Consider the following 26,053-nt stretch of genomic DNA (forward strand, 5'->3'; position numbering starts at 1 on the left):
AAAACTCGTTGGCTAACTGGGGATAAAAAGTCAGCTACTATCAGAAGAAACAGCTACCAGCTCTTCTGGTCTTTCGTTATAATTCAAAAAGTATAGCGCTAACGGTTTTTCAATTTAAAACCATTGTATCAGTATTCAAAAACCTATTTCTTAATGAAATCTCCAATTGAAAACGATTATCATCGTTATTTTTTAAACGATTTACTACGACCAACCAATCGCTTTTCCTCAAGCGGACGCCAACTGCTGCCTCGTATTTTAAAAAAGCGGCACCTTCAAAGTAAAGGAACGTTATCTGAAGAAAATCCCAATTGCCCTTCCCGACAGGCAGTGCTACAATTCTCACTGTAATTAAAGCGGTTACAAAATCTGCGTACCCTAGACGCATCTTTTTTTACAACCGCCACTAAAAAATATTATTTTGCAAAATCAAAGTTTTATAAGAGAGGAGCTTTTACATGAAACACCAGACAATCGGCCACAATGAGACCCGGTGGGATGCCATCGCCAAAGTCAAAGGGGAAGCCAATTTTACCGATGATTTTGCCATTCGCAACTGCCTGTATGCCAAAATTTTGCGCGCCACCATCGCCCACGGACGCGTGGTAGACTACGACCTCACTGAAGCTCGCCAAGTCCCTGGCGTTATCAAGATTGTATTGCCGGAAGATTTGCCCCAGAACCAATACGCCACAGCTGGTCACCCTTACGCTATGATTCCCGCCAAACGGGATATCGAAGACCGCCTGATGCTCAACCGCGAGATCCACGTCTATGGAGAAGAAATCGCCGCGGTGGTAGCCAAAACTGAGCTGGCAGCGGAAATCGCCGTCAGTAAAATCAAAGTCACCTACGAAGAATACCCGGTCTACCTAACGCCGCAAGCTGCTATGGCCCCTGATGCCCGTCGTATCCATCCAGAACGAGACAACATCATTGCCAACACAAATGTCGGTTTTGGAGAGATTGACACCGGCCTAGCTGAAGCAGACGTAGTCATTAAAGAAGAATTCTCCACTGGTGTCCAACAACACGCCCACATGGAAAAACAAGTGGCAGTCGCTTATCGTGGCGAAGATCAACGCTGGATTTGCATCAGTTCCACTCAAATTCCTCACATCTGCCGGCGGATTATCGGTCAAGCGCTAGGTCTGCCCTGGTCACAAATCCGCGTAAAAAAACCTTTCATCGGTGGCGGTTTTGGGAACAAACAGGATATCACCATTGAACCTTTAGTCGTGGCTCTCAGCATGCTGTGTGGTGGTCGTCCGGTGAAAATCAACTTAACTCGCGAAGAATCCTTAGCCAACACGCGGACTCGTCACGCGATTGATTACCAAGTGGCTCTCGGAGTGAAACAAGATGGGCACATCACCGCCATCGACTTTGATGTCCTCAGCAACCAAGGAGGTTATGCTTCCCACGGTCACGCCATCGGGGGCAAAGGCGGCAGCTTTATCAACGCCTTGTATGCTTCAGATAATCTCCGCTATGCCGCTAAAACGGTCTACACTAACATCGCTGCAGCTGGTGCGATGCGGGGCTACGGGATTCCTCAAGTGATGTATGCCTTGGAAGCCGCCATTGATGATGCAGCGGACAAACTTGGAATGGACCCGATTGATTTTCGCCTGCAAAATACTCGTCCAGAGGGCTACCTTAATTCCTTGAGTCAGGTGCAACAATTCAACTTCAAGATTAACGACTGCCTCAAACGGGGACGGGAAGCCTTTGATTATGACCGCAAGCTCGCCGATAGCCAAAACTACAAAACTGGCGATAAGCGTCGTGGCGTCGGTGTTGCCAGCTTTTCTTACGGTTCTGGTACCTATCCTTTTGGCTTAGAAGTTGCTGGTGCGCGTTTGATTTTGATCCAAGATGGTTCCTTCAAACTGATGCTCGGAGCGACAGAAATCGGGCAAGGTTCGGACACAACCTTTAGCCAAATGGCCGCCGACACACTAGGAGTGAGCTACGACAAAATCATTCGAGATGCCATCACCGACACCGATATCGATCCCTTTGATACTGGTGCTTATGCCTCGCGACAAACCTATATCACCGGTTTTGCCGTACAAGAATGCGCCGAAAAGATGAAAGCCAAAATTTTGCAACGGGCAGCGGAACTTTACGATATTCGCACAGAGTATCTAGACATTGTGGATAACAATATCGTCTACACCCACAACAACCAGCTAGTCGTCTCCATGGCGGACTTTGCCATGGCCTCCTTCTATGATATGGCGCACGGCCGGGCCATCGTGGCAGAATCCTCTGTCAATATTCACCACAACTCCTATGCCTGTGGCTGTACCTTTGCCGAAGTGGAAGTCGATGTAGCAACCGGTCAAATCACCTTATTGAGCTGTATGAATGTCCACGACTCCGGCAAGATTATCAATCCGCTACTGGCAAGTGGTCAAGTGGAAGGCGGGATGGCGATGGGGGTAGCCTTTGGGTTAAGTGAAGGCTTACGCTATAGTCCTGAAGGCAAACCATTGAACAACAACCTGTTGGACTATAAAATCCCTACCACGATGGATTTACCTGATTTTGAGATGGCCTTTATCGAGTCCGAAGATCCATTAGGGCCTTATGGGAATAAATCTCTCGGTGAAAATCCCTTGTGTTCCCCCGCACCAGCAATTCGCAACGCCGTCAAAAACGCTACCGGAGTCGCCATCAATCAGATTCCTTTGGCTCCTCAAAAAGTCTTTGAAGCCTTAAAGCAGGCCGGCGTGATTGAAGAGTAAGTTTGACTAACCGTCACAAGGAGGGCACATGAAGCAAGCACTCCTCCCCTCCTTATGAGGCTGGTCTTGCAATGTCGCTTGGCAGCCATCAGTTTAACCCCATGTCAACAGGTGGGATACGCCTCGAGAAGCAAACTGATTTTTCGCCGTTTGCAAAATCATTCCCTTAGCACGAGAAAGGAGCATCATTATGTACGCAATTACTGGCTACCATGAAGCCACAACCCTATCAGAAGTCTTTGCCATCACCGCCGAAAAGCCTGACGCTCGGTTGGTGGCGGGAGGGACCGATGTCTTAGTCAAAGCCCGGGAACTAAAAAAAGGCTACGTGGACTGCGATTTGATCGGGATCACTCGCATCCCTGAGCTACAAAAAATCTATCTAGACGAAGAAGAGACCGTGGTGATTGGTGCCATGAATACTTTCACCACCATTGAACACCACCCAATCATCCAACAATACGTACCGCTTTTAGGAGAGGCTGTGGCTTTGGTGGGAGGACCCCAAACCCGTAACGTTGGTACAATTGGTGGCAATGTCTGTAACGGTGCAACTTCCGCCGACAGCGCCCCAACCTTGTTTGCTTATAATGCCTTGTTAGAAATCCATACCGCCACTGGAGTGAAAAACGTCCCCATCGCTAACTTCTATAAAGGTGCTGGCTGGGTGGACTTGGCTCCCGGGGAAATCTTGGTAAAAATCAAAATTCGCCGCCAAGACTACCAAGGCTACGTTGGTCACTATACAAAATTTGCCCAACGCCAAGCTCTGGATATCGCCAACCTCAGCTGTGCCACTTTGGTGAAAGAATCCTCCGGTGTGATGGAAGACTTGCGGATTTGCTTTGGTGTTGCGGCACCGACACCGATTCGCATGACGAAGGCTGAAGAGTTTGCCAAAGGGTTGCCGATTACTGATGATAACTTAAAAGCCATCGGTAAAAAATGCTTAGAAGATGCCAAGACTCGGGATTCTTGGCGGGCTTCCAAAGAATACCGGGACCACTTAGTAAAACTCTTGCCAGGTCGCAATATCGTAGAAGCGTTGAAAGTATCTGCCCATCAAAAGGAGGCCAATTAAGATGAGTATACCTACAACTAGCGCCCTCCCAGCGGTGCCAACCCAAACAATCACCTTTACTTTAAATAACGAACCCGTCACCTGTACCGTGGATGTCCGCAAAAGTTTATTGGAAGTCTTACGGGAAGAATTCGGTCTGATGGGTACCAAAGAAGGCTGTGGCGTCGGCGAATGTGGTGCCTGTACCGTCATGATCGATGACCACACCGTAGATAGTTGCCTTTACTTGGCGGTGTGGACACAAGATCACAATGTCACCACCATCGAAGGCATCACCGATCCTGATGGTACTTTAAGCGACATTCAAGAAGAATATGTGGATGCTGGTGCTGTCCAATGCGGCTTTTGTATTCCCGGGATGATTATTTCTAGTAAATCATTGTTGGATGAAATACCCAATCCGACACGGGAAGAAATTCGCCGAGGGCTCTCCGGTAATATGTGCCGCTGTACCGGATATCAAAAGATTGTCGATGCGGTGGAAAATACAGCCACACGCCGCAATTTACAGGAAAAATAAACAGCGCTATTCCCGAAAAGGTGAACAGGTAGCGGTCATTTTGCTACCCCTCTCACCACTTAACCATTTGCAAAAGCTGTGGCAATCCCAACTTGCCCACAGCTTTTGTAATCATTAAAAAATGAGCTATTGAAAGGAGTTTTTCCATGGTTGACAAAGCTGTTACACTGCCAAAAACGGCTTCTACTACCGCTGAGACGACGACTCCCACTGATCGCAAGTTACCTTTGAGCCAGCTACTCCCTCTAGGCTTCCAACATGGGGTCATCGCCATTTTAGCAGCTATACCGGTTCCTTTGATCATCTCCGCCAACGCTGGCTTGAGTCCGACTGAAACACGTTATTTTGTAAGCGCTATTATTTTTTGTGCTGGGATTAGCTCCTTATTGGCGTCGTTAAATCTACTCCCCCGTACTAGCCCATTAATTCCCATGGCATTGGGAGCAAACTTCGCTGTTATACCAGTGGTTTCCAGTACTTTGACAGGCGCTACTAGTATCAAGGAAGGCTTTGCATTGGTGGCCGGCTGTACCATGTTTGCTGGACTCTGCTGTTTTTTATTAGCCGGCGTCTGGGTCAAACTGAAACGCTTTTTCCCGCCGATTGTCGTGGGTACCAACTTAATGGTGTTAGGGGTGGCTTTATTACCCAACACTTTTCATTGGATGATGGGAACCGCCGCCAACGATTTGACCCAAGCGATTCCCCTCCAGCCCTTTTTATTAGCCTTAGGGATCTTCTTATTTCACGTTACTTTGAGTAAGTTTCTCAAAGGCCTGTTAGGTAATCTAACCATTTTGATTGCTTTGTTGGTCGGAACCGTTGTCGCAGGCTTCATGGGCATGGTGGACCTTTCTCCAGTGGCTGACGCGCCTTGGTTCGCCTTAAATTTGCCGGGGCATTACGGTTTACCTAAGCTGAATCTCAGCTTGCTGCCAAGTTATTTGATCGTGATGATTTTGGGAATGGTGGAAGTCTCCGGCACCTCTATGGGAATCCATGCCATCGTGGACAAAGAGATGGATGAGGCCCAATTTGGCAAGACTTTACGCACTTTAGGTCTAGCAACTTTCGTCTCCGGCGGCTTCAATGCCGTGCAGCCCACCGCCTTCGTACAAAATCTAGGTATTTTAGATCTGTCCAAAGAAAAAAGTCGTTACGCCACTGCTGCAGCTGGTGGGATGTTATTATTAGCGGGCTTTGTCCCTAAATTGTCAGCAGTGATTGCGGCAATACCAACCCCCGTCTTAGGAGGCGTCGGTTTTGCAATTTTTGGCGTCATCATCGGTAGTGCCGTCAATATGTTGAAACAGGTAGATTTTAGCGGCAATCAAAACATGTTAATTATCGGTCTCAGTGTCGGTGTGGCTATGTTGCCTTCCGTTTACCCTCACTTTTATGGGGAATTTCCTCAGTTGGTGCAAAACATTTTTGGCTCTGGGATTTTGGCGGGTGCGTTGACTTCGATTTCCTTAAACTTCTTCTTCAATTTTCGACAACTAGTAAGCAAAGCCGCTAAAGCCCCCAGCACCGCAGCACCGGATTGCGAAGTGGAAACAGCAGAATAACTCCCAAGTTTTGCAAAACTAGACGTTGAGCTCCGCACCTCGAAAAACCACAAAAAGCTTGTCCATCAAGGTCCTCCCACGATTTTCACAAGGAGCGCCAACTAGGACAAGCTTTTTCGTTGTTATTTTTCCGTGTAAAAATTACCAATCAGATCCAGATAAGGCGCTGATTCTTTTAGGGGATAAACCACAAAATCATGCATCATTTCTGGGGCGATACTCAAGGTCAGTTGGGTACCCGTGGAATCTGGCGAACCCAGCGCCTGCAACCGTTCCTCTAAATTTAGCACATCCGGATTGAGGATATCGTCGGTGCCACTGATGACCAATAACGCACCCAAATCCGTCAGCTCTCCAAACAAAGGCGACACCCGCGGATCCGTCAGCGCCAAATCACCGGCATAATTGGCGGCGGCTTCTGCCAACAGCTCCCGTTCCAGCAGCACATCACGATTTTCAATCCCTGCGATACGAGGATCTTGTAACGTCAAATCCAACCAAGGAGAAATCAGCGCCAACTTCTGCGGCCGGTGCCTTGCAGTCTGACGAAGATCCGCTAAGCCGGCTTCTGATAAAGGCTCTGCTCCTGGGCTTGGCGAGGGATTTGGCGCCGAGCTAGCAGCTGAATTTGCGGGCTCTACTGGGACTTCTGCCAGCGCTAAATCCCGCAAATGCTGGGCCAAACTTAGGGCCAACCCACCTCCCGCTGAATCACCAAACAAATAAAATTGATCATCGGGATACAAAAATACCAGTCGTTGGAAGGCTTTTAACGTCTCGCATAAGGTCACTTCTGCCGTATGCTCCGGTGCCAAAGGATAATCAAAGGCACTGACTTTTAAGCCATACTTACTGACAAAATACGCCTGAATTTTTTTATGAAAAGGTGAGGCTTCTAACGCATAGCCACCCCCATGAAGATAAAACACATGCTGCGTCGTAGGATGGGCCGGAAATAAGGTAATCAGGTCCGACGCTCCGATGGTCTCCTGACGTTGCGGCAGCTGGCTACGCTTTAGCTGTTGCGCATTAAGCTCTAGTCGCGGTGGAGGATCCACCATATTTTTGCCCACCAATTTTTTCATATGGATCACTTTGAAAACCTGCTTGACAAATTTCGCGGAAAATCGCATAGGCTCCTCCTTTGATAAGTTCGCTTGTGTTTGCCAGTAAATGAATAACAGCTACTCCTAAGGCACTAAAGGTATAGCAAGGGCGCTTTTTTCCCATTTGCTACCGGTAGTTACTAAAAAACGTGTTATCATATAAGAAATGGCCTCACCAATTTTTAGTGTATGGGAAAACGCCCACGAAAGTAGATTGGTTTTGGCTATTCACCTTGGGCCACGTTATCACTTGTCTCAAGCATACCTTATCCCAACTGGGGGTGTCTATTATTTCAGAAGCAACCCATAAAAATAAAAAAACAAATGAGCAAAACGCCAACGCAACTGACCCAGCTAAGGCTAGCAGTGATGAAGCAACAAACAAGACAACTGCTAACAGTAACAGTCCAACAGATTTCCAAGCAAATACCCAGGCAGTAGATCACTCAGCACAAGAACCCCCCTCCACTGCTGAACAACCTTTGTCCCACAACTCGACGGAAAAAGAGCTAAATGCCGCAGCACCGCCTAGCTTTGTCAACGACTTCGACGATCCGGCCATCCCCCTAGACGTCCTAGATTCCCCCAACCACGAACATTTGACGTTGCGGGAATGGATCCAACTACGGGAAGCACAGCGGCAACAACGGCGGGCAGCCGAGAAAGGGCTAGCCGCGCCAGAGACAGAGACTGATGCAGAAAATACGGCAAGCGAGGGAACACCCAGCACGAAACACCCGGAGAATCTCAGCTCCCCAGAAATGGCTTCCTTAGCTGATGCCCAATTGGAGAAAACTGACGATTCCGCTTCCAAAACTGCTCGTCAGTTACCGCCAACAGCGGTTCCCACCGTTACGACGCCAACTGCTAACCCAACAGCGACAGCCAAGCCAAGTCGCGATTACTCCTTTGATAATATTCGTGCTGTGCTGATCTTCTTGGTAATTTTCGGCCACGCCATCGAATATTTTCGACTAGTCGATCCAGTGGCGGAATTCATCTACGTCTTTATTTATCTCTTCCATATGCCGGTGTTCATTTTTATTTCTGGGTATTTTTCAAAAAATCTCCCACGGGGTCGAGAAACCGCTGTCCGGAATTTCCTCTTACCCTATCTGTTATTAAACGTCGTCTTAACTTTGATTATGCTAGCCTTGGGAAAAATCGATGAATTCGCCATTTTAAATCCCGGCTGGACGCTGTGGTACCTTTACTGCATGTTTATCTGGCGGCTCCTCTTGCCAGACTTGGTACGGATCCGCCACGTCTTAATCGTCAGCTTTTTGGTAGCGATTCTCTCCGGCTTTCTCACCGAGTTTGGTACCTATATGGCGCTAGCTCGGACGTTGGGATTTCTTCCCTTCTTTTTGGCAGGGTATTATTGCCAACCGCGACACATCAATCGTATCCGACATTTTCCCTTTCGCCGGGTCATCAGCCTGATTGTGGCTGGTGTCGGACTATTAACCGCTACATTGTGGTCAGTGGCAGATTTACCACCAGAGATTTTGTGGGGGGATCGCGCCTATGATTTGATTGGCATCCCCTTGTGGCAAAGTCTATTGGCGGATATTTTACTGGCTATCTTGAGCTTTGCCTTCATCTTCGTCTTCATCACCTTAGCAAAAAATCACCGCCGTTTTTACACTATCTGGGGGCAAAACACCCTAGCCATCTATCTGCTTCACGTCTATCTAGTAGCCCCGCTCGTCCAAGCTGGCGAGCAACTAGCGGCTTCTAGGTGGGGAGCTACTGGAAGTTGGTTTGGCACACCCGCGTTAGAATTTCTACTGCTGTTACTAGGATCTGTTTTAATCCTCTGGCTGTTGAGCCGCCCGATTGTCAGTCGCGGTGTCGCTAAGGGCTTAGATAAAGTGACTGGGATTGTGATGCGGCGAGGTCAAGAATAACATTACGAAAAGCCACAACTCATTCTTTGATGAGGTGCGGCTTTTTCGTTAGCAAGTAATACTTCCAGTTATTGTTTCACAAGCTGATACTCCATCTGACTGCTAAAGCCGCCAGTATTATCCTCTGGCACGGTTAGAGAAATAGTCCCATCAGATGCATAAAAGCTGTAGAGATACTGCCCTTGCCAGCTTTGAGCGAAATCATCGTTGGCGGAAATGAGATTAGTCAATTTAAAGCGAGTGTTAACTTTCACTGTTCGAGGTACTTGAGAATAACTAGAGACCTCTAATTCCTCCGTCGGGACAGTCTCTAATTCAACTTGATAGACAAACCGCCCAGAATAATTAGTCCAAGCATCACGATAAACGTGACTCCATTCGAAATAGTATAAATCATCGACTTTTCGGATAAGCGCTGATTTACCACGATTCAACGTTCCTATGCTATCTCCTTTTGGTCGAAATCTGAGACTATCCTGTTCTGTGAAGGTGGCAATATCCACAGCATAAGGAGCCTCAGCGGTAGATGACCCGATATCTGAAGAAGCGCTTGTCTCCTCCGTTTCAGCACTGGCGGATACAGCAGTTTGCGAAGTATTTCTAGCACTGCCTTCTTGCCTTTGTGTAACCGTTGACGAACCAGTAGAGCTAGCGGTCTGTTTCGGTTGCTCGTCTTTTTTGGTGAGTAAGATAAAGGCCACCATCGCAACAATTACTCCGACTAAAAACATCACAATATAAAGCCACCACGGATTTTTTTGCTTCTTTTTGCCTAATCTTGTTTGTTCCAAGATACCACCTCGTTTCCCTTGAGTGGATGTCGTATGATCTTTACTACCAGCATAGCGAGAAAACGCGAATACTGTCAAGTTTTCCCTTACTCCATCCGCAAAAACACCGCTAACCAAGACAGTTCCCAAGTCTTAATTGGCGGTGTTTTCCTTTTCTCCCAACTAACTAACGTTCTATCCCAAATCTACTTCGCCCCACTAGGATAAGGCTGTGGTGTCACGGTTGGTCCATAGACTTGCAAAACCGTCTCACCCTTGGCATTTTCCGTAAAGCGCATCCGGTCAATGGCAAATTCCCGCGGATCAGTATTATACAACGTTTGATGCCGGTGATAAATCATAAACAATTCTTTGCCATCTGGGGATTCAGCGACAGCGTGATGCCCCGCCCCGTGAACTAAAGAATTGGACTGCATGATAGGATTTTCGGTATATTTTTCAAACGGGCCGAGGGGAGAATCACTGACCGCATAACCCGCACCATATAACGGACTTTCAAAGTGAGAACCGGAATAGGTCAGGTAATACTTGCCCTCATGTTTGAGCATATATGGTCCTTCATTGATATTCGCCATGTCCTGCTCCCAAGCTTGCGATGGGGCCAAGACTTCCACGATGGACTCCTCGTCGATGGTTTGCATATCGTCATTTAATTTTGCGCCATAGATCAGATTACCATTGTTAAAGCGAACAAAATACAAATAATACTGACCATCATCATCAAGGTAAGCATGAGCATCGATTTCTTGGATGTCCTCGTGCATCGGTGCCACATTTTCCTGTTTAAAAGGGCCAAGGGGATTGTCCGCGATACTGACGCAAAGGTGTTCATTGGCTGTGTAATACATGTAAAAGCGACCATCCTTTTCAATCAAATCCGGTGCCCAAAACCCTTCTGTTCCCCAGTTATCGGGACCGGCCGTCATCGCCATCCCAGCATCTTCCCAGTTCACCAAATCTTTAGACGTGTAGACTTTGATCCCACCGATATTGGTGCCGGGAGTGGTGGCATAAAGGTAGTACGTCCCTTCCCAATACAACACATCGGGATCGGCAATCTCTGGCAGAAGTGGGTTCTGATAAGTCGCCGCTTTCCCTTCGCTTTCCTCATAGCCCTTGATGGCAAACTTAGTGAATGCCGTCTGCAGCTGCTGGTTTTGCACACCAATCAGCCCTTCTGCAAAGTCTTCAGCCACCACATCAATCACCGGCCAACTGTCCTTTCTTTCATCTACAAATCCTATGATATGGTTTCCCGCTACCTTCACCGTCAAGCGATAGTCGGTATCGGCTTCAATCAAGTGCTGTTTAGTGGCGATTTCTTGCCAGTTTTGGCTTGCGCGATCTCCTTGCTTCAAAAAAACCTGTTGCTTATAAAGGTCGATACCAAAGTAATAACCATCCACCACATCTGTTCCATCCGACAAACTGTCCTCTTGAACTCGGAAAAGCAGCCCCGCATCTGGCACCCCCCCTTCCCCGACACTGACGGGATTGGTTTGAATCCTCACCGAAACAGAAGCTTCAAAATCAGTTTTTTCTTGTTGATTAATCCATTTATTGCCAATTCCCACATTCATTTGTAACACTCCTTGTGATTGTTTTGCCGCAGTTTCCTCACTTCCAGCATAGACTTGCCAGTTTCTTTGATCTTGAAAATTGCTGCGATAGCCTTGGGATCTGAGGAACGCCACAGTGCTTCCGGCAGTTATGATAATAAGGCTAAGGACTGCGATGATTATCACGATTCGCCGCTTTTTAATTTTTGTCATCCGTCTCTCCATTTTAAAGAGAACCAGCGACTGCAAGCCACTGGTTCTCCTATTATTTAAGTGTCTGGAATTATTTCATTCGTCGCTCATTAATCGCCACGATTGGCGCTACCGGTAATTTAGGCTTCCGATTGACATCTAACAATCCGTTAACTTCTTGTTCCACATCTGTCAATTGAGTGTAGCAATAACCAACCACATACGGTAAATCTTGAATTGCTTGGTGAATCTTATCAAAACGGCTCATAAACTCCGCTTCATTGCCAACATGATGACCATAGCCCCACTCTGCTCCTTCTGCAGTTGAAAAAGCAATTCCACCAAATTCAGAGATAATCACCGGTTGACCATGATAGCTGTAGCCATCAGCAAAAGCATGAAAGTCTTTGTTAAACTGGATTTCATTGTTTACAATCGCATCTTTGTCAGCATACCTAGCAGCCAACATTTCTCCATACTCTTCATAATCATGAAGGGTCACAATATCAGAAATTGTATGCACCCAACCATCATTAGTAATCACCGGTCGGGCAGGGTCATAAGATTTAGTCAAATAGTAGACTGTTTCAGTAAAAGCTTGCTGCGCCTTATTATGAGCGATATCTTTGATGCCCCAAGATTCATTAAATGGCACCCAAGTAATAATAGCCGGATGATTATAGTATTGTTTCACAATGGCTTGCCACTCTGATACAAAATTTTCTACAGCAATATCATTATAAGTGTACGTTGATGGCATTTCACTCCACACCAACATCCCCATTTGGTCACACAGATACAAAAAACGTTCATCTTCTAATTTTTGATGCTTCCGCAACCCGTTATAACCTAGTTCTTTGATCCGTTGCAAATCTAACTCTAAAGCTTCTACTGATGGCGGTGTAATCGAAGACTCTGGCCAATAGCCTTGATCCAAAATTAAGCGTTGGTACAAGGTTGTGTTATTTAGTAAAATCTGACCATTTTGGATATGAATTTTACGCATCCCAAAGTAACTAGACACTTCATCTAACAGTTGATCAGATTCATCGTACAAACGAAAAGTGACATCATAAAGATTTGGATCCGCCGGTGACCAGACTTTGGTTCCCCAACAAGGATCTTCGGCTAAGCGAGTATCAGAGGTAAAAATTTGCATTTTTTGATGTAAACTTCCGCGAACTTCACTAACTGCCGCACCAGCAAAGGTGATAACCGCTTCAAAAATGACTGTATCTGAAAAACCGGCTGGTGTGATAACTCGAGGCTGAAAAGTAACTTGATCTCCATCCAAATCTGGCGTAATTTTTACCATATCTAAAGAGATACTATGTTGTCTTTCTTCCATCCAAACTGATTTCCAAATTCCGGTATTCTGGACATACCAGCAGCCAAAGTTATCCTTTTTCCAACGCTGTTTGCCCCGAGGTTGTTCACAAGCCATAGAATCCTCGGCTCGTAGCACGATTTCATTTTCCCCAGCTTGTACAAAAGCGGAAATATCAAAAGAAAATCGTTCATAGGCACCCTGGTGTGTACCTGCTAAATAGCCATTAATCCAAACAGAGGTTTCATAGTCTACCCCTTCAAAATACAAGGTTAACAATTGATTAGTTTTTTCAGCAGTAAAATGCTTGCGATACCATACTACTGAATGATGCTCTTCTTGATGGATACCACTAGCTTTGGTTTCATAGGTGAAAGGTACTGTAATGACCATTTCTTTTTCGAAACCTTCATACCATTTTTCTGCCAAGCCTTGATTCTCATCATCAAAGCGAAAGTCCCATTGGCCATCTAAAGATTCCCAATTTTCGCGGATAAACTGAGGCCGGGGATGTAATTTTCGTGTGATTGTCATTTGATATAGCTCCTTTATCATTTTGATAATGATTACCATTACTCACCAAAAGCCCCTTTTATCTCTATCAAGGGGCTTTTGAAAAAGTGAGCATCGCTAGTCATTTCTTATTTTTCCTGCCGATAAGCTGACTCCTGAATTACCACTGATGGGAAATATCAATCCGTTCTGGATAATACTGATCATTGATTTCTTTGATTTTTGCTAAATCAACTTTTGCTGAGCGATCATAGGCTAACAGACCATTAATTTCTTGCTCCACATCGGTCAACTGGGTATAGCAATAACCCCAAAGCGCTTTAGAATCATAAATCGCTGCCATAATGCGGGCATAATCATCTAAATACTGTTGATCATTTTCGGCCGTAGTATAGCCCCAGCCAGCTTGATCACCCACCTTATACCCAATACCTCCAAATTCTGTCAGTAGAATCGGTTGGCCTTGGTATTCGTAGCCTTCTGCAAAGATTCCCCATTTTCCTGGAGGCATGTCAATCAGCCCACTAACCGTTGCCAAAGTATCTTTAAAATGTTGGTATTTTTTCGTTTCATCAGCGGCTCCGTGGGAATAATTATGAATAGCGCAAATATCCGTTTCCGTCATTTCCCAGCCGTCGTTGGAAATCACCAATCGAGAGCCATCTAAAGCATGAAGCATATGGTAGATTCCTTGAGAGAAGTTTTGCTGCTGAGAATTATTATGGATATTAGGTACGCCCCAACTTTCATTCAATGGTACCCAGGTTACAATACTTGGATGATTGTAATCCCGTTCAATAATTTCAAACCATTCTGCAGTTAAAGCTGCTGCTGCTTTTGGTGTATAAATTGGTGAAGAGGCGCATTCTCCCCAAACCAAGTAACCCAACTGGTCCGCCCAATACAAGAAGCGGGGATCTTCAACTTTTTGGTGTTTACGACAACCATTAAAGCCCATTTCCTTGGAAAGTTGGATGTCTTTGATGAAGTCTTCATCAGTAGGTGCTGTCAATAATCCATCAGGCCAATAGCCTTGATCCAACACTAACTTTTGATAAAATGGCCGGTTGTTCAAGAAGACCATGCCTTTTTCTGTGTGAATCTTTCGCATACCAAAGTAAGAAGTGACCTGATCTAGAACCCCTTCTTGCTGATCAACTAAGATCATTTCGACATCAAAAAGATTGGGATTTGCTGGCGTCCAAGTCCAACCATCATTGTGGAAATTACCTCGATCGATTTTGCCAGCGGTAATTGGAACGGTTCGGCTCATAATAGCATTCGTAACCTTCAGACTATCTTCCACCAATAATTCACCTTTAAAGGAAATAAAATAGCGAATATACTGATTTTCCACGGCCTGATTTAGCTGAAACTCAATAGCCACAGAATCCGTATCCAAATCCGGTGTGAATTTCACATTGTGAATATAATTTTTACCCACCGGCTCTAACCAAACCGATTGCCAAATCCCCGTGGTATTGGTGTACCAGATAGCTGCTGATTCTGGGTGCCAATACTGTTTCCCTCGAGGAATTTCTTCATCATCGTGATAATCTTGGGCACGAACTGACAAAACATTTCCAGAGGCTTGAACTAAATCAGTGATATCCATTGTAAAAGAGGTATGACCACCCACATGCTTTCCTGCTAACTGGCCATTGACATAGACATCTGCCTGATAATCCACCGCACCAAAATGCAATAAACAGCGAGTGCCTGCTTCTTGCTGCCAGTCAAACTCTCTTTGATACCAAACGATATCATGTACCTCTTGACTATCAATCCCACTGAGTTTGGTTTGATAGGCAAAAGGAACCTCAATCTTTTGATCAAATTTTTCCGGGTGATTAAACCATTTTTCTTGATTTCCCCGATCTTGATCATCAAAAGCAAAGCGCCAAGTGCCATTTAAATCTTGCCAGTTTTTACGAACAAACTGCGGGCGCGGGTATTCATTTCTCATTTTTTTCTTCCTTTCCGACAAATCAAATTTCATGTTCATGATTGAGCAACTGCTTGTTGCTTCAACGCTTTATTTTTGGCAAAGTACACCACACCACTACAAATCCCCAAGATCATTGAAGGGATATCCAATACAAAGTAGGAGAATAATCCTTGGCCTAAAAGAAAGAGACCATGTTTTTTGGCGGTTGTACCATCTTTTAAATAACGTTTAGCTGAGACTAAATTTAACAATCCCAGCCCGATTAATAAGGACCCAAAAGTACAAGTCAAGGTAAACATACTGCTATTTACGGTTTGACTGGCTTGTTCCGTGATGGCATTTCCTAATTTCCCAGTCAAAGGGGCCAACTTAATCAAGCCAAAATAGATAATCGTCACTAAGCCATCAATAATTTGCCAGACTCCCATTGCAGTGTTTAACCGACGTTCTAATTTTCGTGTCATCAATAATCATCCTTTCACTCCGGCGGACAAGGACATGGATTCCAAGAAGTATTTTTGCGCAAACAGATACAAGATAAAGGTTGGGACAATCGCAATTAACGCTCCCGCCATTAGCAAAGTTGGTTTAGCAGCGTACATTCCTTGTAAAAGCTGCAACCCAGAAGTGATCGGCATTTTTTCGATGTCATTAAAGACAATGGAAGGCCACAAGAAATCATTCCATGAGCCAGTAAAAGCAAACAATGCCACCACTAGCAACACAGGTTTGATCAATGGCAAAATAATCTTGACAAAAATCGTCCCTTCGCTAGCTCCATCAATTTGAGCTGCTTCATCAAAATCTTTCGGAATATTGTCCATAAACTGTTTCACCAAGAAAATATTGAAGACTCCTGATGCACCAGGAATAATCATTGCAAGTGGTGTATTCACCCATCCGAGAATATCAACAATTTTATACAAAGGAATGAGATTCACCACGCTTGGGAACATCATAGTTGCTAGTAAGAAAGAAAACAGTGCATTTTTACCTTTAAACTGTAAGCGACTATAAGCAAAAGCAGATAACGACACTACGCATAGCACCAGTAATGTGTGAGAAACAGAGATCAGCAAAGAATTCAAGAACCAGCGGACAAGTGGCGTGCTAGTATTGTCTACCAATAATTCTTGATAGTTCGTCAGCACCCATTCAATTGGCATAATCTTAAAACCAGAAGTCATCAATTCCATTTCCGATTTAAATGACGTTAATACCCCGTAAGCTAACGGAATCAACCAGACACAAGCCATCGCCAACAAGAATAAGAAGGCAACTAGCCGAGAGATAGAGAGTTTTTTATGTTTTTTCATGAAAAAGGCCTCCTAGTTTTCTTTGCGAAGCAGTTTAAACTGAATCGCTGACACGATCATGATACAAATCCCTAAAATAACCGCCATCGCCGAAGCAATCCCTGCAATGGATTGACCGGAACCAAAGGCATTTTGTTGAATGTACATCAACAACACTCGTGTGGAATTATTTGGTCCCCCACCAGTCAGCATTAAAGGTTGTCCATAAATATTGAATTGGGCAATCGTCGTCATCACTAAGGTATAAAGGATTTGGCCTTTAATGGCTGGTAAGGTAATCTTCATGAATTTTTGAACGGCTGTCGCTCCATCAATGTCTGCTGCTTCATAGAAATCTTTAGAAATCCCATTTAACGCGGCTTGATAAATAACCATATTCCCACCGATCGTCCACCAAACTGTCACTACGACTAACGTTATCCAAGCATATGGCTGGGTGCTAGTCCACGGGGTATCTGTATTTAATATGGTATTCACTGGACCGTAGTTGACGTTAAAGATCAATGTCCAAATAATCACTACCGCGGAAATAGCAAAAAGAGACGGCATATAAAAAATCGACTGAAAGATTTTTCCAAGCTTTGGTTTCGTATTGAGAGCAGCCGCTAGCAACAGTGGCACCGCAATACAAAATGGTACGGAGAAGATGACAAACTTAAAGGTATTAAATAAACCAATTCGCAACTGTTCATAGAATGTCGAATCTTTTTGAAAGAATAATTCCTTGTAATTATCTAGTCCGGTAAATGTTGGCGCACCAAACAAATTCCAATCAGTAAAAGAAATATAGATCCCAAAGATGACTGGAATTAAAAAGAAGATTGTAAAAATTACTAAGTGAGGTGCAACGAACAGCCAAGGAATCAGTTTACTTTTATTCTTATTGCCTTTTTTCACGGCATTTTGAGGTTCATTTTTCGTCGCCATCATTTTTTATTTTCCTTTCTTGAAGCAATTTTTTTGCAGAAGAAGAGTTCTCTTCCACGGTTACTTTCGACAGCAAATCAAGGCTATCGGCGCTTACCTGGCATAACCTTTACCGTCAAAGTATGTAAGGGAGCCAGTAACAAACCGGCTCCCAAGCCTACTTATTTTCCTGAATTATCTTTTGCTACTTTGTCGGCAACTTCTTTTTGCAAACCAGCTGTAAAGTCATCGACTGTCATTTTACCGAATGTGACATCTAAGGCATGCGCATCCAAGTATTCAGCTACATAGCCATTGTATTTGTAGTCAAAGATTGTTAATGTCGCTTGTTCTTCTGGGGAATTAATGAAAACAGATTGTTCCATGTCGGTATACTCAGAATTGTCTAGTAAATCAAGCGTTGCTGGGTTTTGACCGGCTTTCGCCCATTCCAATGAGTTTGTACGTACCCATTCCAAAAATTCCATGATCCCTTTTGTTTTTTCTTCGGAACGATCTTTGTTTTTAAACATCACGAATTGGTGAGAGGATGCCCAGTTTACTGCTTTAGAAAGGTCATCTGTCAATTGTGGTGAATTAGTCAATCCCCAATCAAATTTTGCTTCTTTTACTTGGTTACGCATCCAAATACCTTCTGGATAGAGAACCATTTTGCCAGAAAGGAATAATTGTGCTGGATCTTCCCCATCGCGAGTGGTTACTTTTTCTTTGTATAAATCAGCATAAAGTTGAACGGCTTTCTTCATTGCATCGTTATCCAGTGTTGGCGTCGTACCATCTTCGGTCAATTTACCACCTTCTTGGGCGTACAAGGACAAGAGGTTTGGTTTTGCCCAAGTAATCCCCATGCCACGGATACCATCTGCTTCAGATTTCTTCCCGATTTCCTCTACTTCATCAAAGGTAATAATATTATCATCCAAAGCAGTTGGCAGATATTTATCTACTAATTCTTTATTGTAGTAAATCCCCCAACTATGAATATCCAAAGGTACGCTGTAACGAACACCATCAATTTCTCCTAAATTCCAAGCTTCTGGCACATAGTTATCTGCTTTTATTTCAGGATAATCTGCCAGTACATCGTCATAGGTCTCCAACATGTCATTATCTTTGTACTGTTTGATCCGTTCCGCATGGACAATATTCAAATCAGGGATATTTTTCCCTGAGTTAACAACTGTCGGGATTTTGGTATACATGTCACCTTCTTTTAAGGAAACATTTTTGACTTTGAAGTCGGGGTTGGTTTTATTGTAAGCGTCAATCATTGCTTTCATATTGTCCCCATCTTCACCAACGAAAGGATTCCAAAATACGATCTCATTTTTGCTTGATGAAGAGCCTCCAGATGACGAACTTCCGCCACCGCAACCAGCCATCAACGCAACACTTGCCCCTGCTACCAATACCACGCCTGCTAATTTCTTGATGTTCATTTCCTTACCTCCATTTTACTTTTTGGTTATTTCTACTTTTATGCAACGCTTTGATAGATTTAACCAATTAGTATTAATATTGATTCTTTCGCTTGATGCATCTATAAATTAACAGCTTATGCAAACGCTGTCAATCCTATTTTTACAATAATCATCAAAAACAACTTTACAGTTAATAGCATCTTGATTTACAATAGAAAGTGAAGATATCCATTTTACTTTTCAGTTAAAAGGAGCGGATCCAATATGGAGTTAGACTTAGAAAAATATTCTTTACCCGTCTATGAATGTCTCGCTAGCGAGACTCGTTTAAAGATGTTGAAATTTATCGGTAATCGCAAAAAAAGTATCGGGGAAATTGCCGACTACCTAAATATGAGCAATGCCATCGTCACCCGTCATGTCCAACAGATGGAAGACGCTGGACTTTTAAATTCCGAAAGAGGTGTCGGGGAAAATCGCAACAAAAAAATGGTCTTCTTAAAAGTTGACGATATTCATATCACTTTCCCAGAAAAGGTTTATCAAGGTTATAAGTTACATCAAACCAACCTCCGCTTAGGTCACTTCACAGACTTCAATGTGAAACCCACCTGTGGTTTAGCCACTACCAAAAATGTAGTTGGAAAATCAGATGATCCAAAATATTTTATGGCTCCTGAAAGAGTAGATGCCAGCCTGATGTGGTTTAGCGAGGGTTTTGTAGAATATAAAATCCCGAATATGCTAACCGAAGATGAAGATCCTAATATGCTTGAAATCAGCTTTGAAATCGCCTCAGAATTCCCCCTATCCAATAACGTTTGGCCTAGCGATATCTCTATCTATGTCAATGATATTTTAGTAGCTGTCTATACTGTTCCTGGTAATTTCTCAGATATTCGCGGGCGTTACACTCCCCTTTGGTGGAACGATGAATTCAGCCAATACGGCCTATTAAAACACCTACGAATCAATAAATTAGATACTGGTATCGATGGAGAGGCGTACTCTCCAGTGACGGTAGCTGACCTCAACCTCAACAAAAATCCCTTCATCAAACTACGGTTAGCTGTCGAACCTGACGCTGTGAATAAAGGCGGCCTCACGTTATTCGGAAAGGGATTTGGTAATCACAATCAAGATATTGTGATTAATACTTATTATTTGGATAAATGATGGGGGATGAGTTGATCTAGGAGGAGGCTGCGATATAAATAACCCTAGTCTCAGCTACACTCTATCCGTGTACCTGAGACTAGGGCTATTTACATAATCATTCCCCCACTAAGTAGGCGAAAAACTTGCTATCTAACGTATCTGCTAGTAGAAATTCTGCAGAGACAACGCTACGTTTAGTACCGTCTTGGGTGGGTTTCATGTGAGGTGCTGGCTATCTTTTTATATCGATAGTCAGATTGATTATTCTCTTAGTATTTAACCAAACATTACTAGTAAAACTATAAAACAGTCAGCTGAACAGAAAGTTATTTCACAAAAATTATAGTTCTTCACCAGTATAAATTTTATATTTTTTTTCAACTCTCCCAAGCCATTCTTGCGCAGATGGAATCTCTGGATTATTACTACGGAACATTTCGCGAGTTTCGGCAAGTGCTATCACAAAATCACGCCTTGTTTCAAAACAATCGTCTGGACGTTTATGAAAAGCGAATGGTCGTATTGCGTATGGATTACCTTGTTTTACTTGTAAGCCAATTGGATATTTTTGAGATTTACTTGTTATTTCCCAAATATTTTTAAGATAGATATCTTGAATTATAAATCCATCAGTTACTGGGGTATATCCAAAAATTAAATATTTTGCATTAAGTTTACCTGGGTTATTAAACAAAGTTCTATATAGCCCATCAAAATTTGCTAAATCAAACCCCGGAGAATTAAGAGAATTCCAACATTTAACCTCCATATCATACTCATATCCGTCTATTGTAGCTTTAAAATCAGGAAATGCTTGTGTATTCGAATCACCCGAATGGACCTGAAGTTCCAAGCCTCTCTCACTAAGCCAACGAGGTATCCATTCTTGAAGGCAATTACCAATTATATCATTTGAATTCGAAATTTTAGGAATTCCGTCCAAATTTATTACAATATTTCCTCTCTTACCTTTTAAGTGAAGCAATGCTAATTGATATAAATCATCCAGCGAACGTATAGTTGACATATCTTCTCCTCCATCCTAACATCTTAAATAACACTATTATATCAAAAATAAAAAGTATTTTTCACACACAATGTAATTTTTTTGTGACGGAGGTTTCTTGAATCATTTAAATACAAGAATATCTATTTACTATGAATAGATTCAGACCGTAGACAAATACCGTTTCGAGTAGTAATAAAGGCTACTTGAAACGGCATTTTTTCATGAAACTATGCATTTGAATCAATTTCATGATTCTCAGTCTATGATACGAGTGAGTTTTTTTTAACCGATACTGACTTTGTCTACAGTCTGTATCTATTTACTATGAAAAGATTACTAATTTAGACCATTGTTTCAGTTTCATGAAAATTATTTTAAGTACTCCTTGTTAAAATTGAAAAACCATGTTATTTCTCTACAGCATCCAATAGTTTTTCTGACACTGCCTGAACAACAGGTATCATAACTGTATTTCCCAAAAGATCATATGCTTTAGATTCTGGAATACAATTTAGACTATAGTCATCTGGAAATCCAAATAATTTTAGCCCTTCATCCAGCGTAAGCCTTCTGATGCCATCCTTAGTCGGCACAGCTAACTTTGCCATATCTGTTGCGACTAAAGTTGGCGTCACACCATTTGGATCTAAAATTTGATTATACTTAAATGATAACTTACCCGTTACAATATTATACCCTTTTTTTAAACGATCATCATATTTCCTTTTTCCATTAATAAGAGCTTTTGGATATTCGTATACCAAATACCCCTTTTTAACTAAATCATCCAATAAACTCTGCAAGCGCGGGCTCTCAAAAAATGTTTCGATCATTTCTTTAGTAAGGGGCATACCATCCATCCAATCAATACCAATGACATCAGCCCATTTTTTATTTCTCCTTTGTCTCAATAAAATATCAAGAAGCTCTTCTTGTTCTTCGGTAACTTCGCCTTTCAAACCAAAACTCCAACTATGGATATTATCTTTTCCACCACGCTTATCTTTAATTTTTTTACCAATAATTTCATCAATTGAAAAATGTGAAAGTAACTTTTCAGCAAACTCGCTGTGTTCTGCCTCAACCATCGGATCAATAACACTTGATAATGTTGTACCTCTTTTTTCAAACGAATTTAAATCAATATCAGCATTGATCTTGCTACCAATAATATAAATTCGTTTTCTAGATTGTGCTAATCCAAAATTTTTACCATCAAGAACATTATAAAAAATATGATAGCCTAAATCCTTAAGTGTTTTTTTTATCACCTTAAATGTCTTCCCCTTATCGTGACTAACCAGTCCTTCAACATTTTCAAGTACAAATCCCTTAGGTTGCTTCTCCTTGATAATTCTTGCAACATCAAAAAACAACGTACCACGTGTATCTTCAAATCCCAACCTATTTCCTGCAGATGAAAAAGCTTGGCAAGGAAATCCAGCCAAAACGTAATCGAAGTCGGGTATATCCCTAGCGTCTATTTTAGTAATATCCCCATAAATTTCTTCACCAGGAAAATAATTTGTATAAGCTTCAATGGCAGCTTTTTTAATTTCACTCGAAAAAACAACCTTACCCTCCAACCCTTTTGACTCTAATGCTTGTTGAAATCCTAACCTAAGACCTCCCATCCCTGCAAAAAGATCAATAAACTTTATAACCTCTTCGTCACTTTCTTTCTTTATAACATTATAGTTTTTATCAATACTTTGTTTTTCAAATAAATCCATTTGTTCATTCATCGATTGTATTCCCCTTTGAATTAAAAATGCACACTTTTGTGAATTATTGCAACAATCTTCAATTTCAAGATTAATTATCTTTTCTTTAATATCTCTTGGTAAGTATACCTGAATCGGTATCTTTTTTTGATCAGTAGAGACTGCTTTTCTACCTGCACCAATACGAGCTCCACCTTTATTATGTTTCGTCATAAAACCTCACCTCACCTATAAAGATTATACGATATGCACTTTGAAAAAACAATTCGTTTTTTCAAAATTCCGTTGAAATATACGGGACCAAAAATCATTAAGCTTGCATAATATATATTACAACTCTCCATTTCTACGATTTTCTATAATCTGTAATATTTAAAAAAAATACTCACCTCACCCCATCACCCGCCGCATATACTCCCTGCCAAACTCCTCCTTCCACAACTCCATAAAATCGCCATCCCGCCCTGGTAAGTGGCAGACGTCCAGATTTTGGAAGACGCTGTCTAGTGCCGGGGTGCTTTCGTAGCCGAGAAAATGGCTGAGGGACGACTGAGGATTATAGGGGGTATCGCAGGCGGAGCGGCGAAAGTAGCCATGACAAACCGTAGCTAGCTGGAGATGGTGCATCAGCGTGCGCCGGCTGATGTCGACAGCAAAGGTCATGGCGTAGGTCGTGTGGATCAGAGTGGCATCGTATTTTTTGGCACCGTCTTTGATTTCATAGATGGTGGCGGGATTCAGCCAGACTGCCCGACTGGTGTCGCTGGTGGAGCCGACAGGGAATAAGGCGTAGTGGCGATGGGCGAGTGGCAGTTTTTTCATCTCGGGATCGCGGCGTAAGAGCTCTGCTTCCCAGTTGCCGCAAAAATTCTCGGACTTCTTTTTGTCTTGAGGAACACTGAGGTCGGGGGTGCTCGTTTTTCCCCAACCGTTTTGACTCAGGAGTTGGCTTAAGGCATTGGTATATAAGGAGTCGTATTCCAGATGGAGATAAGGTTTCGGCAACTTACGCAAAATACAGCCGGCATCCTTGTGCACCACAAAAAGGGTGTTTTTGGTGATCACTAGGGTGCGCTTTTTACGACCGATTGGCGATAGCGCCCAGATTGCCAATACTTCCGTTCGTGGCGGCAAATCCGTTACCGGTGGGAGCTGTCTGACGAGCCATTCCAGCTCTTCTTGCTTCCAGATCCAGTGGGGAAAATCGCCGTGAAGTTGTTCCATTTTGTCCATCAGCTGTGGGAAGCAATGATCTGCCCGCGCCACTAAATGAGTAAATTGTTTCTCTGTTAACATAACCGTCCTCCTCATGATTTTGGAGTTCAATTTTAGCACGATAATGCATGAAAGCGTCACCAACTTTTACCCAAAAATTTGAGAGAAAATGATTTTTTCACCAAATAGCAACTATTACCAGCTCACCGGCCAAACGCTTATCGCAACCACCTCAGCGTTTCCGGTACCTGAAATCCCCAAAGAAAAGGAAAGACAAAGCAGAGTAAAAGACAGCAAAGTAGAGCCCGAAAGAAAGACTGTGAGTCCCAGTTTGCGTTTTAAAAAATTGTCGGGGGAATCCGGCAAAAAAATGGCTGTCTCGCTGACTGGCAGGCTTGCTTTGGGCTGTGGGAATAAATCCTTTTAAAAATCTCTCAAAAAGTGGCGACATCTGCTTGAGGAATTTCGCTATTTAGATGAGTTAGTAGGTGAGTCATCTTCGTCTGAGCACCGTCTCTGTCAGGCGAAAAATGTGTTACAAAACCATCGAGGAGGATATTTCATGGCACGACCGATTAAGCAAGGATTGGACTACTTCCCTACCGATACGACTTTTTGGCACAGCCTGAAAGTCCGGCGTCTGCGCCAATACTGCGGCAGTCAAGCCCCCCATGTCTTACTGGTGATGCTGGGTTTGACCTATCAGGAAGAAGGGTATTTTTTGGAATGGAACGAAGAAGTCTGTTTTTTGGTGGCTGAATCTGCCGGTACGCCAGAAGAATTCGTAACAGAAGTGCTAGAAAAAGCGCTGACGTTGGGCTTTTTCCACCAAGAAATCTTTGAACACTACCAAATTCTCACCTCTGAAGAAATCCAAAGTCGCTACATTATGGCCACCAAAAAGCGCAAAGAGGTCAAGTTAGAGGCGAAATATTTACTGAAACTACCAGCCGGGCGCCACAATTTGCTAATTCTTCCTGATACCCAAGCAAGTCCAACCCTTGCCACCTCCTCAGAAAAAGAAGAGCCACAACCGGCAGTGTCTCCAGTGGTTCATTGCGAGGAGGCAGCGTTTGCTTCTTCTCCGCTACCCACCACTACCAAAGAAGCGGCCACTGATCTTGTCGAGCATGCTGAAAAACCCATCGAAGCACCAATATCAGAAGCACCGACAGTTAATGAGTCACCAATTTTGCAAAAAACGACGACCTTCAAAACTTGGCAACAGCTTTGGCAGGCCCCCAACACCTTACTACAAGCCCAAATCAGTCGCTTACTGCAAAAATATGGCGATGAGTTAGTGACTGCGGCTATCCAAATTGCTGGCAACAAGTCTGTCCCTAAGCAAAGTGGTTTGTCGTTTGTCAAAAGTTGCCTGAAAAAATGGCAAGAAAACGGCGTTACCACGCTAGCAGAAGTCCACATTTTTCAGAAAAAAGGGGCACGCCTCCATAATCAGGAGCACACCTTTAACAGCACGTTTTCCCCATCACCTCAGAGTTCCCCTCAACGATACCCTGCCCGCAACCGTCCCTATCGCCAAGAAAAGTTAATTGACTGGGAAACATTCGCCAATCCGCCAGTCACTCGCCAAGCTTGGCTGAAACTTCAAAAAGAACTACGGCAGTTTATGGGAGAGGAATATACGATAGATACCACCTTCCAAGCCACGGAAGCTGAGCAACGTTGGATTTTTGATGAGAGTCGTGATTATCAAGATAAGGTTTATTTGGCAGCCACTGAAAAGTAAGACTGAGGCAAAATGCAGTTAGCAAGGCAAATCTGGCACTGAAAGTCGTAATTTTTATTTCCTCGCTACGGCCTCCTTCTCTCTTAAAGTCCATTACAATAACACATCATCGCTATAAAATTATTTTCATTTTCAACTGATCATTGTAATTTTACGAGTCCTTTTGTTCATTTCCCTAGAGAAATCGTTATTTTTTCAGGAATAAATACCATTTGCTTTTGTTATCTTTGTCTCACCGGCCGGAATACCAGGTGAAGAAGGATCA

General features: G+C 43.3%; 20 protein-coding genes. 8 read left to right on the forward strand and 12 right to left on the reverse strand.

Going from position 1 to position 26,053, the window contains the following annotated elements; genetic code table 11:
* Positions 1-458 precede the first annotated feature (458 nt).
* The 4 genes from xdhA to ACO03U_RS10620 all read left to right on the forward strand — a co-directional run bounded on the left by xdhA (position 459) and on the right by ACO03U_RS10620 (position 5,922).
* On the forward strand, positions 459-2,753 hold the full coding sequence (gene xdhA / locus ACO03U_RS10605) for a xanthine dehydrogenase subunit XdhA (protein ID WP_204687064.1): 2,295 nt from the start codon (positions 459-461) through the stop codon (positions 2,751-2,753).
* Positions 2,754-2,943: 190 nt separating this feature from the next.
* Positions 2,944-3,834, forward strand: a complete 891-nt coding sequence (gene xdhB / locus ACO03U_RS10610) for a xanthine dehydrogenase subunit XdhB (protein WP_204687065.1) — start codon at positions 2,944-2,946, stop codon at positions 3,832-3,834.
* A 1-nt stretch (position 3,835) separates the two neighbouring features.
* Positions 3,836-4,354, forward strand: coding sequence for a xanthine dehydrogenase subunit XdhC (gene xdhC / locus ACO03U_RS10615; protein ID WP_161869723.1), 519 nt, complete (start codon positions 3,836-3,838; stop codon positions 4,352-4,354).
* Between the two features lie 146 nt (positions 4,355-4,500).
* Complete coding sequence (locus ACO03U_RS10620) at positions 4,501-5,922, forward strand: uracil-xanthine permease family protein (RefSeq protein ID WP_204687066.1); 1,422 nt, start codon at positions 4,501-4,503, stop codon at positions 5,920-5,922.
* Between the two features lie 122 nt (positions 5,923-6,044).
* On the opposite strand, the gene ACO03U_RS10625 is transcribed toward ACO03U_RS10620, so the two are convergent.
* Complete coding sequence (locus ACO03U_RS10625) at positions 6,045-7,055, reverse strand: alpha/beta hydrolase fold domain-containing protein (RefSeq protein ID WP_204687067.1); 1,011 nt, start codon at positions 7,053-7,055, stop codon at positions 6,045-6,047.
* Positions 7,056-7,177: 122 nt separating this feature from the next.
* Here ACO03U_RS10625 and ACO03U_RS10630 point away from each other — a divergent pair, with 122 nt between their 5' ends.
* The gene (locus tag ACO03U_RS10630; RefSeq protein ID WP_423104741.1) at positions 7,178-8,938 is read left to right on the forward strand and encodes an acyltransferase family protein; all 1,761 of its coding nucleotides are present in this window, start codon (positions 7,178-7,180) and stop codon (positions 8,936-8,938) included.
* 68 nt (positions 8,939-9,006) lie between these two features.
* Here ACO03U_RS10630 and ACO03U_RS10635 read toward each other — a convergent pair whose 3' ends face one another.
* The 8 genes from ACO03U_RS10635 to ACO03U_RS10670 all read right to left on the reverse strand — a co-directional run bounded on the left by ACO03U_RS10635 (position 9,007) and on the right by ACO03U_RS10670 (position 18,950).
* The gene (locus ACO03U_RS10635) at positions 9,007-9,807 is read right to left on the reverse strand and encodes a hypothetical protein (RefSeq protein WP_161869720.1); all 801 of its coding nucleotides are present in this window, start codon (positions 9,805-9,807) and stop codon (positions 9,007-9,009) included.
* Between the two features lie 107 nt (positions 9,808-9,914).
* Positions 9,915-11,501 carry a glycoside hydrolase family 43 protein gene (locus tag ACO03U_RS10640; RefSeq protein ID WP_204687068.1) on the reverse strand — a complete coding sequence of 529 codons (1,587 nt, stop codon included), beginning with the start codon at positions 11,499-11,501 and terminating at the stop codon, positions 9,915-9,917.
* Positions 11,502-11,571: 70 nt separating this feature from the next.
* Complete coding sequence (locus ACO03U_RS10645) at positions 11,572-13,341, reverse strand: glycoside hydrolase family 2 protein (RefSeq protein ID WP_423104744.1); 1,770 nt, start codon at positions 13,339-13,341, stop codon at positions 11,572-11,574.
* 139 nt (positions 13,342-13,480) lie between these two features.
* Positions 13,481-15,286: a glycoside hydrolase family 2 protein gene (locus tag ACO03U_RS10650; protein ID WP_423104745.1), complete on the reverse strand. Its 1,806-nt coding sequence runs from the start codon at positions 15,284-15,286 to the stop codon at positions 13,481-13,483.
* 35 nt (positions 15,287-15,321) lie between these two features.
* Positions 15,322-15,732 (reverse strand): hypothetical protein, encoded by a 411-nt coding sequence (locus ACO03U_RS10655; RefSeq protein WP_204687069.1) that lies wholly within the window; start codon positions 15,730-15,732, stop codon positions 15,322-15,324.
* A gap of 6 nt (positions 15,733-15,738) precedes the next feature.
* Entirely contained in the window at positions 15,739-16,584 is an 846-nt protein-coding gene (locus tag ACO03U_RS10660) for a carbohydrate ABC transporter permease (protein ID WP_204687070.1), read from the reverse strand.
* 12 nt (positions 16,585-16,596) lie between these two features.
* Positions 16,597-17,514 (reverse strand): carbohydrate ABC transporter permease, encoded by a 918-nt coding sequence (locus tag ACO03U_RS10665; RefSeq protein WP_237583941.1) that lies wholly within the window; start codon positions 17,512-17,514, stop codon positions 16,597-16,599.
* Positions 17,515-17,672: 158 nt separating this feature from the next.
* Positions 17,673-18,950 (reverse strand): extracellular solute-binding protein, encoded by a 1,278-nt coding sequence (locus ACO03U_RS10670; RefSeq protein WP_204687071.1) that lies wholly within the window; start codon positions 18,948-18,950, stop codon positions 17,673-17,675.
* Between the two features lie 246 nt (positions 18,951-19,196).
* Here ACO03U_RS10670 and ACO03U_RS10675 point away from each other — a divergent pair, with 246 nt between their 5' ends.
* Positions 19,197-20,108 (forward strand): ArsR/SmtB family transcription factor, encoded by a 912-nt coding sequence (locus tag ACO03U_RS10675; protein WP_161869714.1) that lies wholly within the window; start codon positions 19,197-19,199, stop codon positions 20,106-20,108.
* 322 nt (positions 20,109-20,430) lie between these two features.
* Here the strand turns inward: ACO03U_RS10675 and ACO03U_RS10680 are convergent, their stop codons facing one another.
* The 3 genes from ACO03U_RS10680 to ACO03U_RS10690 form a co-directional block, all read right to left on the reverse strand.
* On the reverse strand, positions 20,431-21,117 hold the full coding sequence (locus tag ACO03U_RS10680; protein WP_204687072.1) for an NgoBV family restriction endonuclease: 687 nt from the start codon (positions 21,115-21,117) through the stop codon (positions 20,431-20,433).
* A 389-nt stretch (positions 21,118-21,506) separates the two neighbouring features.
* Positions 21,507-23,036 carry a DNA (cytosine-5-)-methyltransferase gene (gene dcm, locus ACO03U_RS10685; RefSeq protein WP_204687073.1) on the reverse strand — a complete coding sequence of 510 codons (1,530 nt, stop codon included), beginning with the start codon at positions 23,034-23,036 and terminating at the stop codon, positions 21,507-21,509.
* A gap of 177 nt (positions 23,037-23,213) precedes the next feature.
* Positions 23,214-24,119 carry a hypothetical protein gene (locus ACO03U_RS10690; protein WP_204687074.1) on the reverse strand — a complete coding sequence of 302 codons (906 nt, stop codon included), beginning with the start codon at positions 24,117-24,119 and terminating at the stop codon, positions 23,214-23,216.
* A gap of 88 nt (positions 24,120-24,207) precedes the next feature.
* On the opposite strand from ACO03U_RS10690, the gene ACO03U_RS10695 reads away from it, so the two are divergent.
* Together ACO03U_RS10695 and ACO03U_RS10700 are read left to right on the forward strand one after the other, a co-directional pair.
* Entirely contained in the window at positions 24,208-24,465 is a 258-nt protein-coding gene (locus ACO03U_RS10695; RefSeq protein ID WP_204687075.1) for a hypothetical protein, read from the forward strand.
* A gap of 135 nt (positions 24,466-24,600) precedes the next feature.
* On the forward strand, positions 24,601-25,788 hold the full coding sequence (locus tag ACO03U_RS10700; RefSeq protein WP_204687076.1) for a Lin1244/Lin1753 domain-containing protein: 1,188 nt from the start codon (positions 24,601-24,603) through the stop codon (positions 25,786-25,788).
* Positions 25,789-26,053 lie beyond the last annotated feature (265 nt).

This window comes from Enterococcus diestrammenae (assembly GCF_049384045.1).
In the GTDB taxonomy this organism is placed as follows: Bacteria; Bacillota; Bacilli; order Lactobacillales; family Enterococcaceae; genus Enterococcus_C; species Enterococcus_C diestrammenae.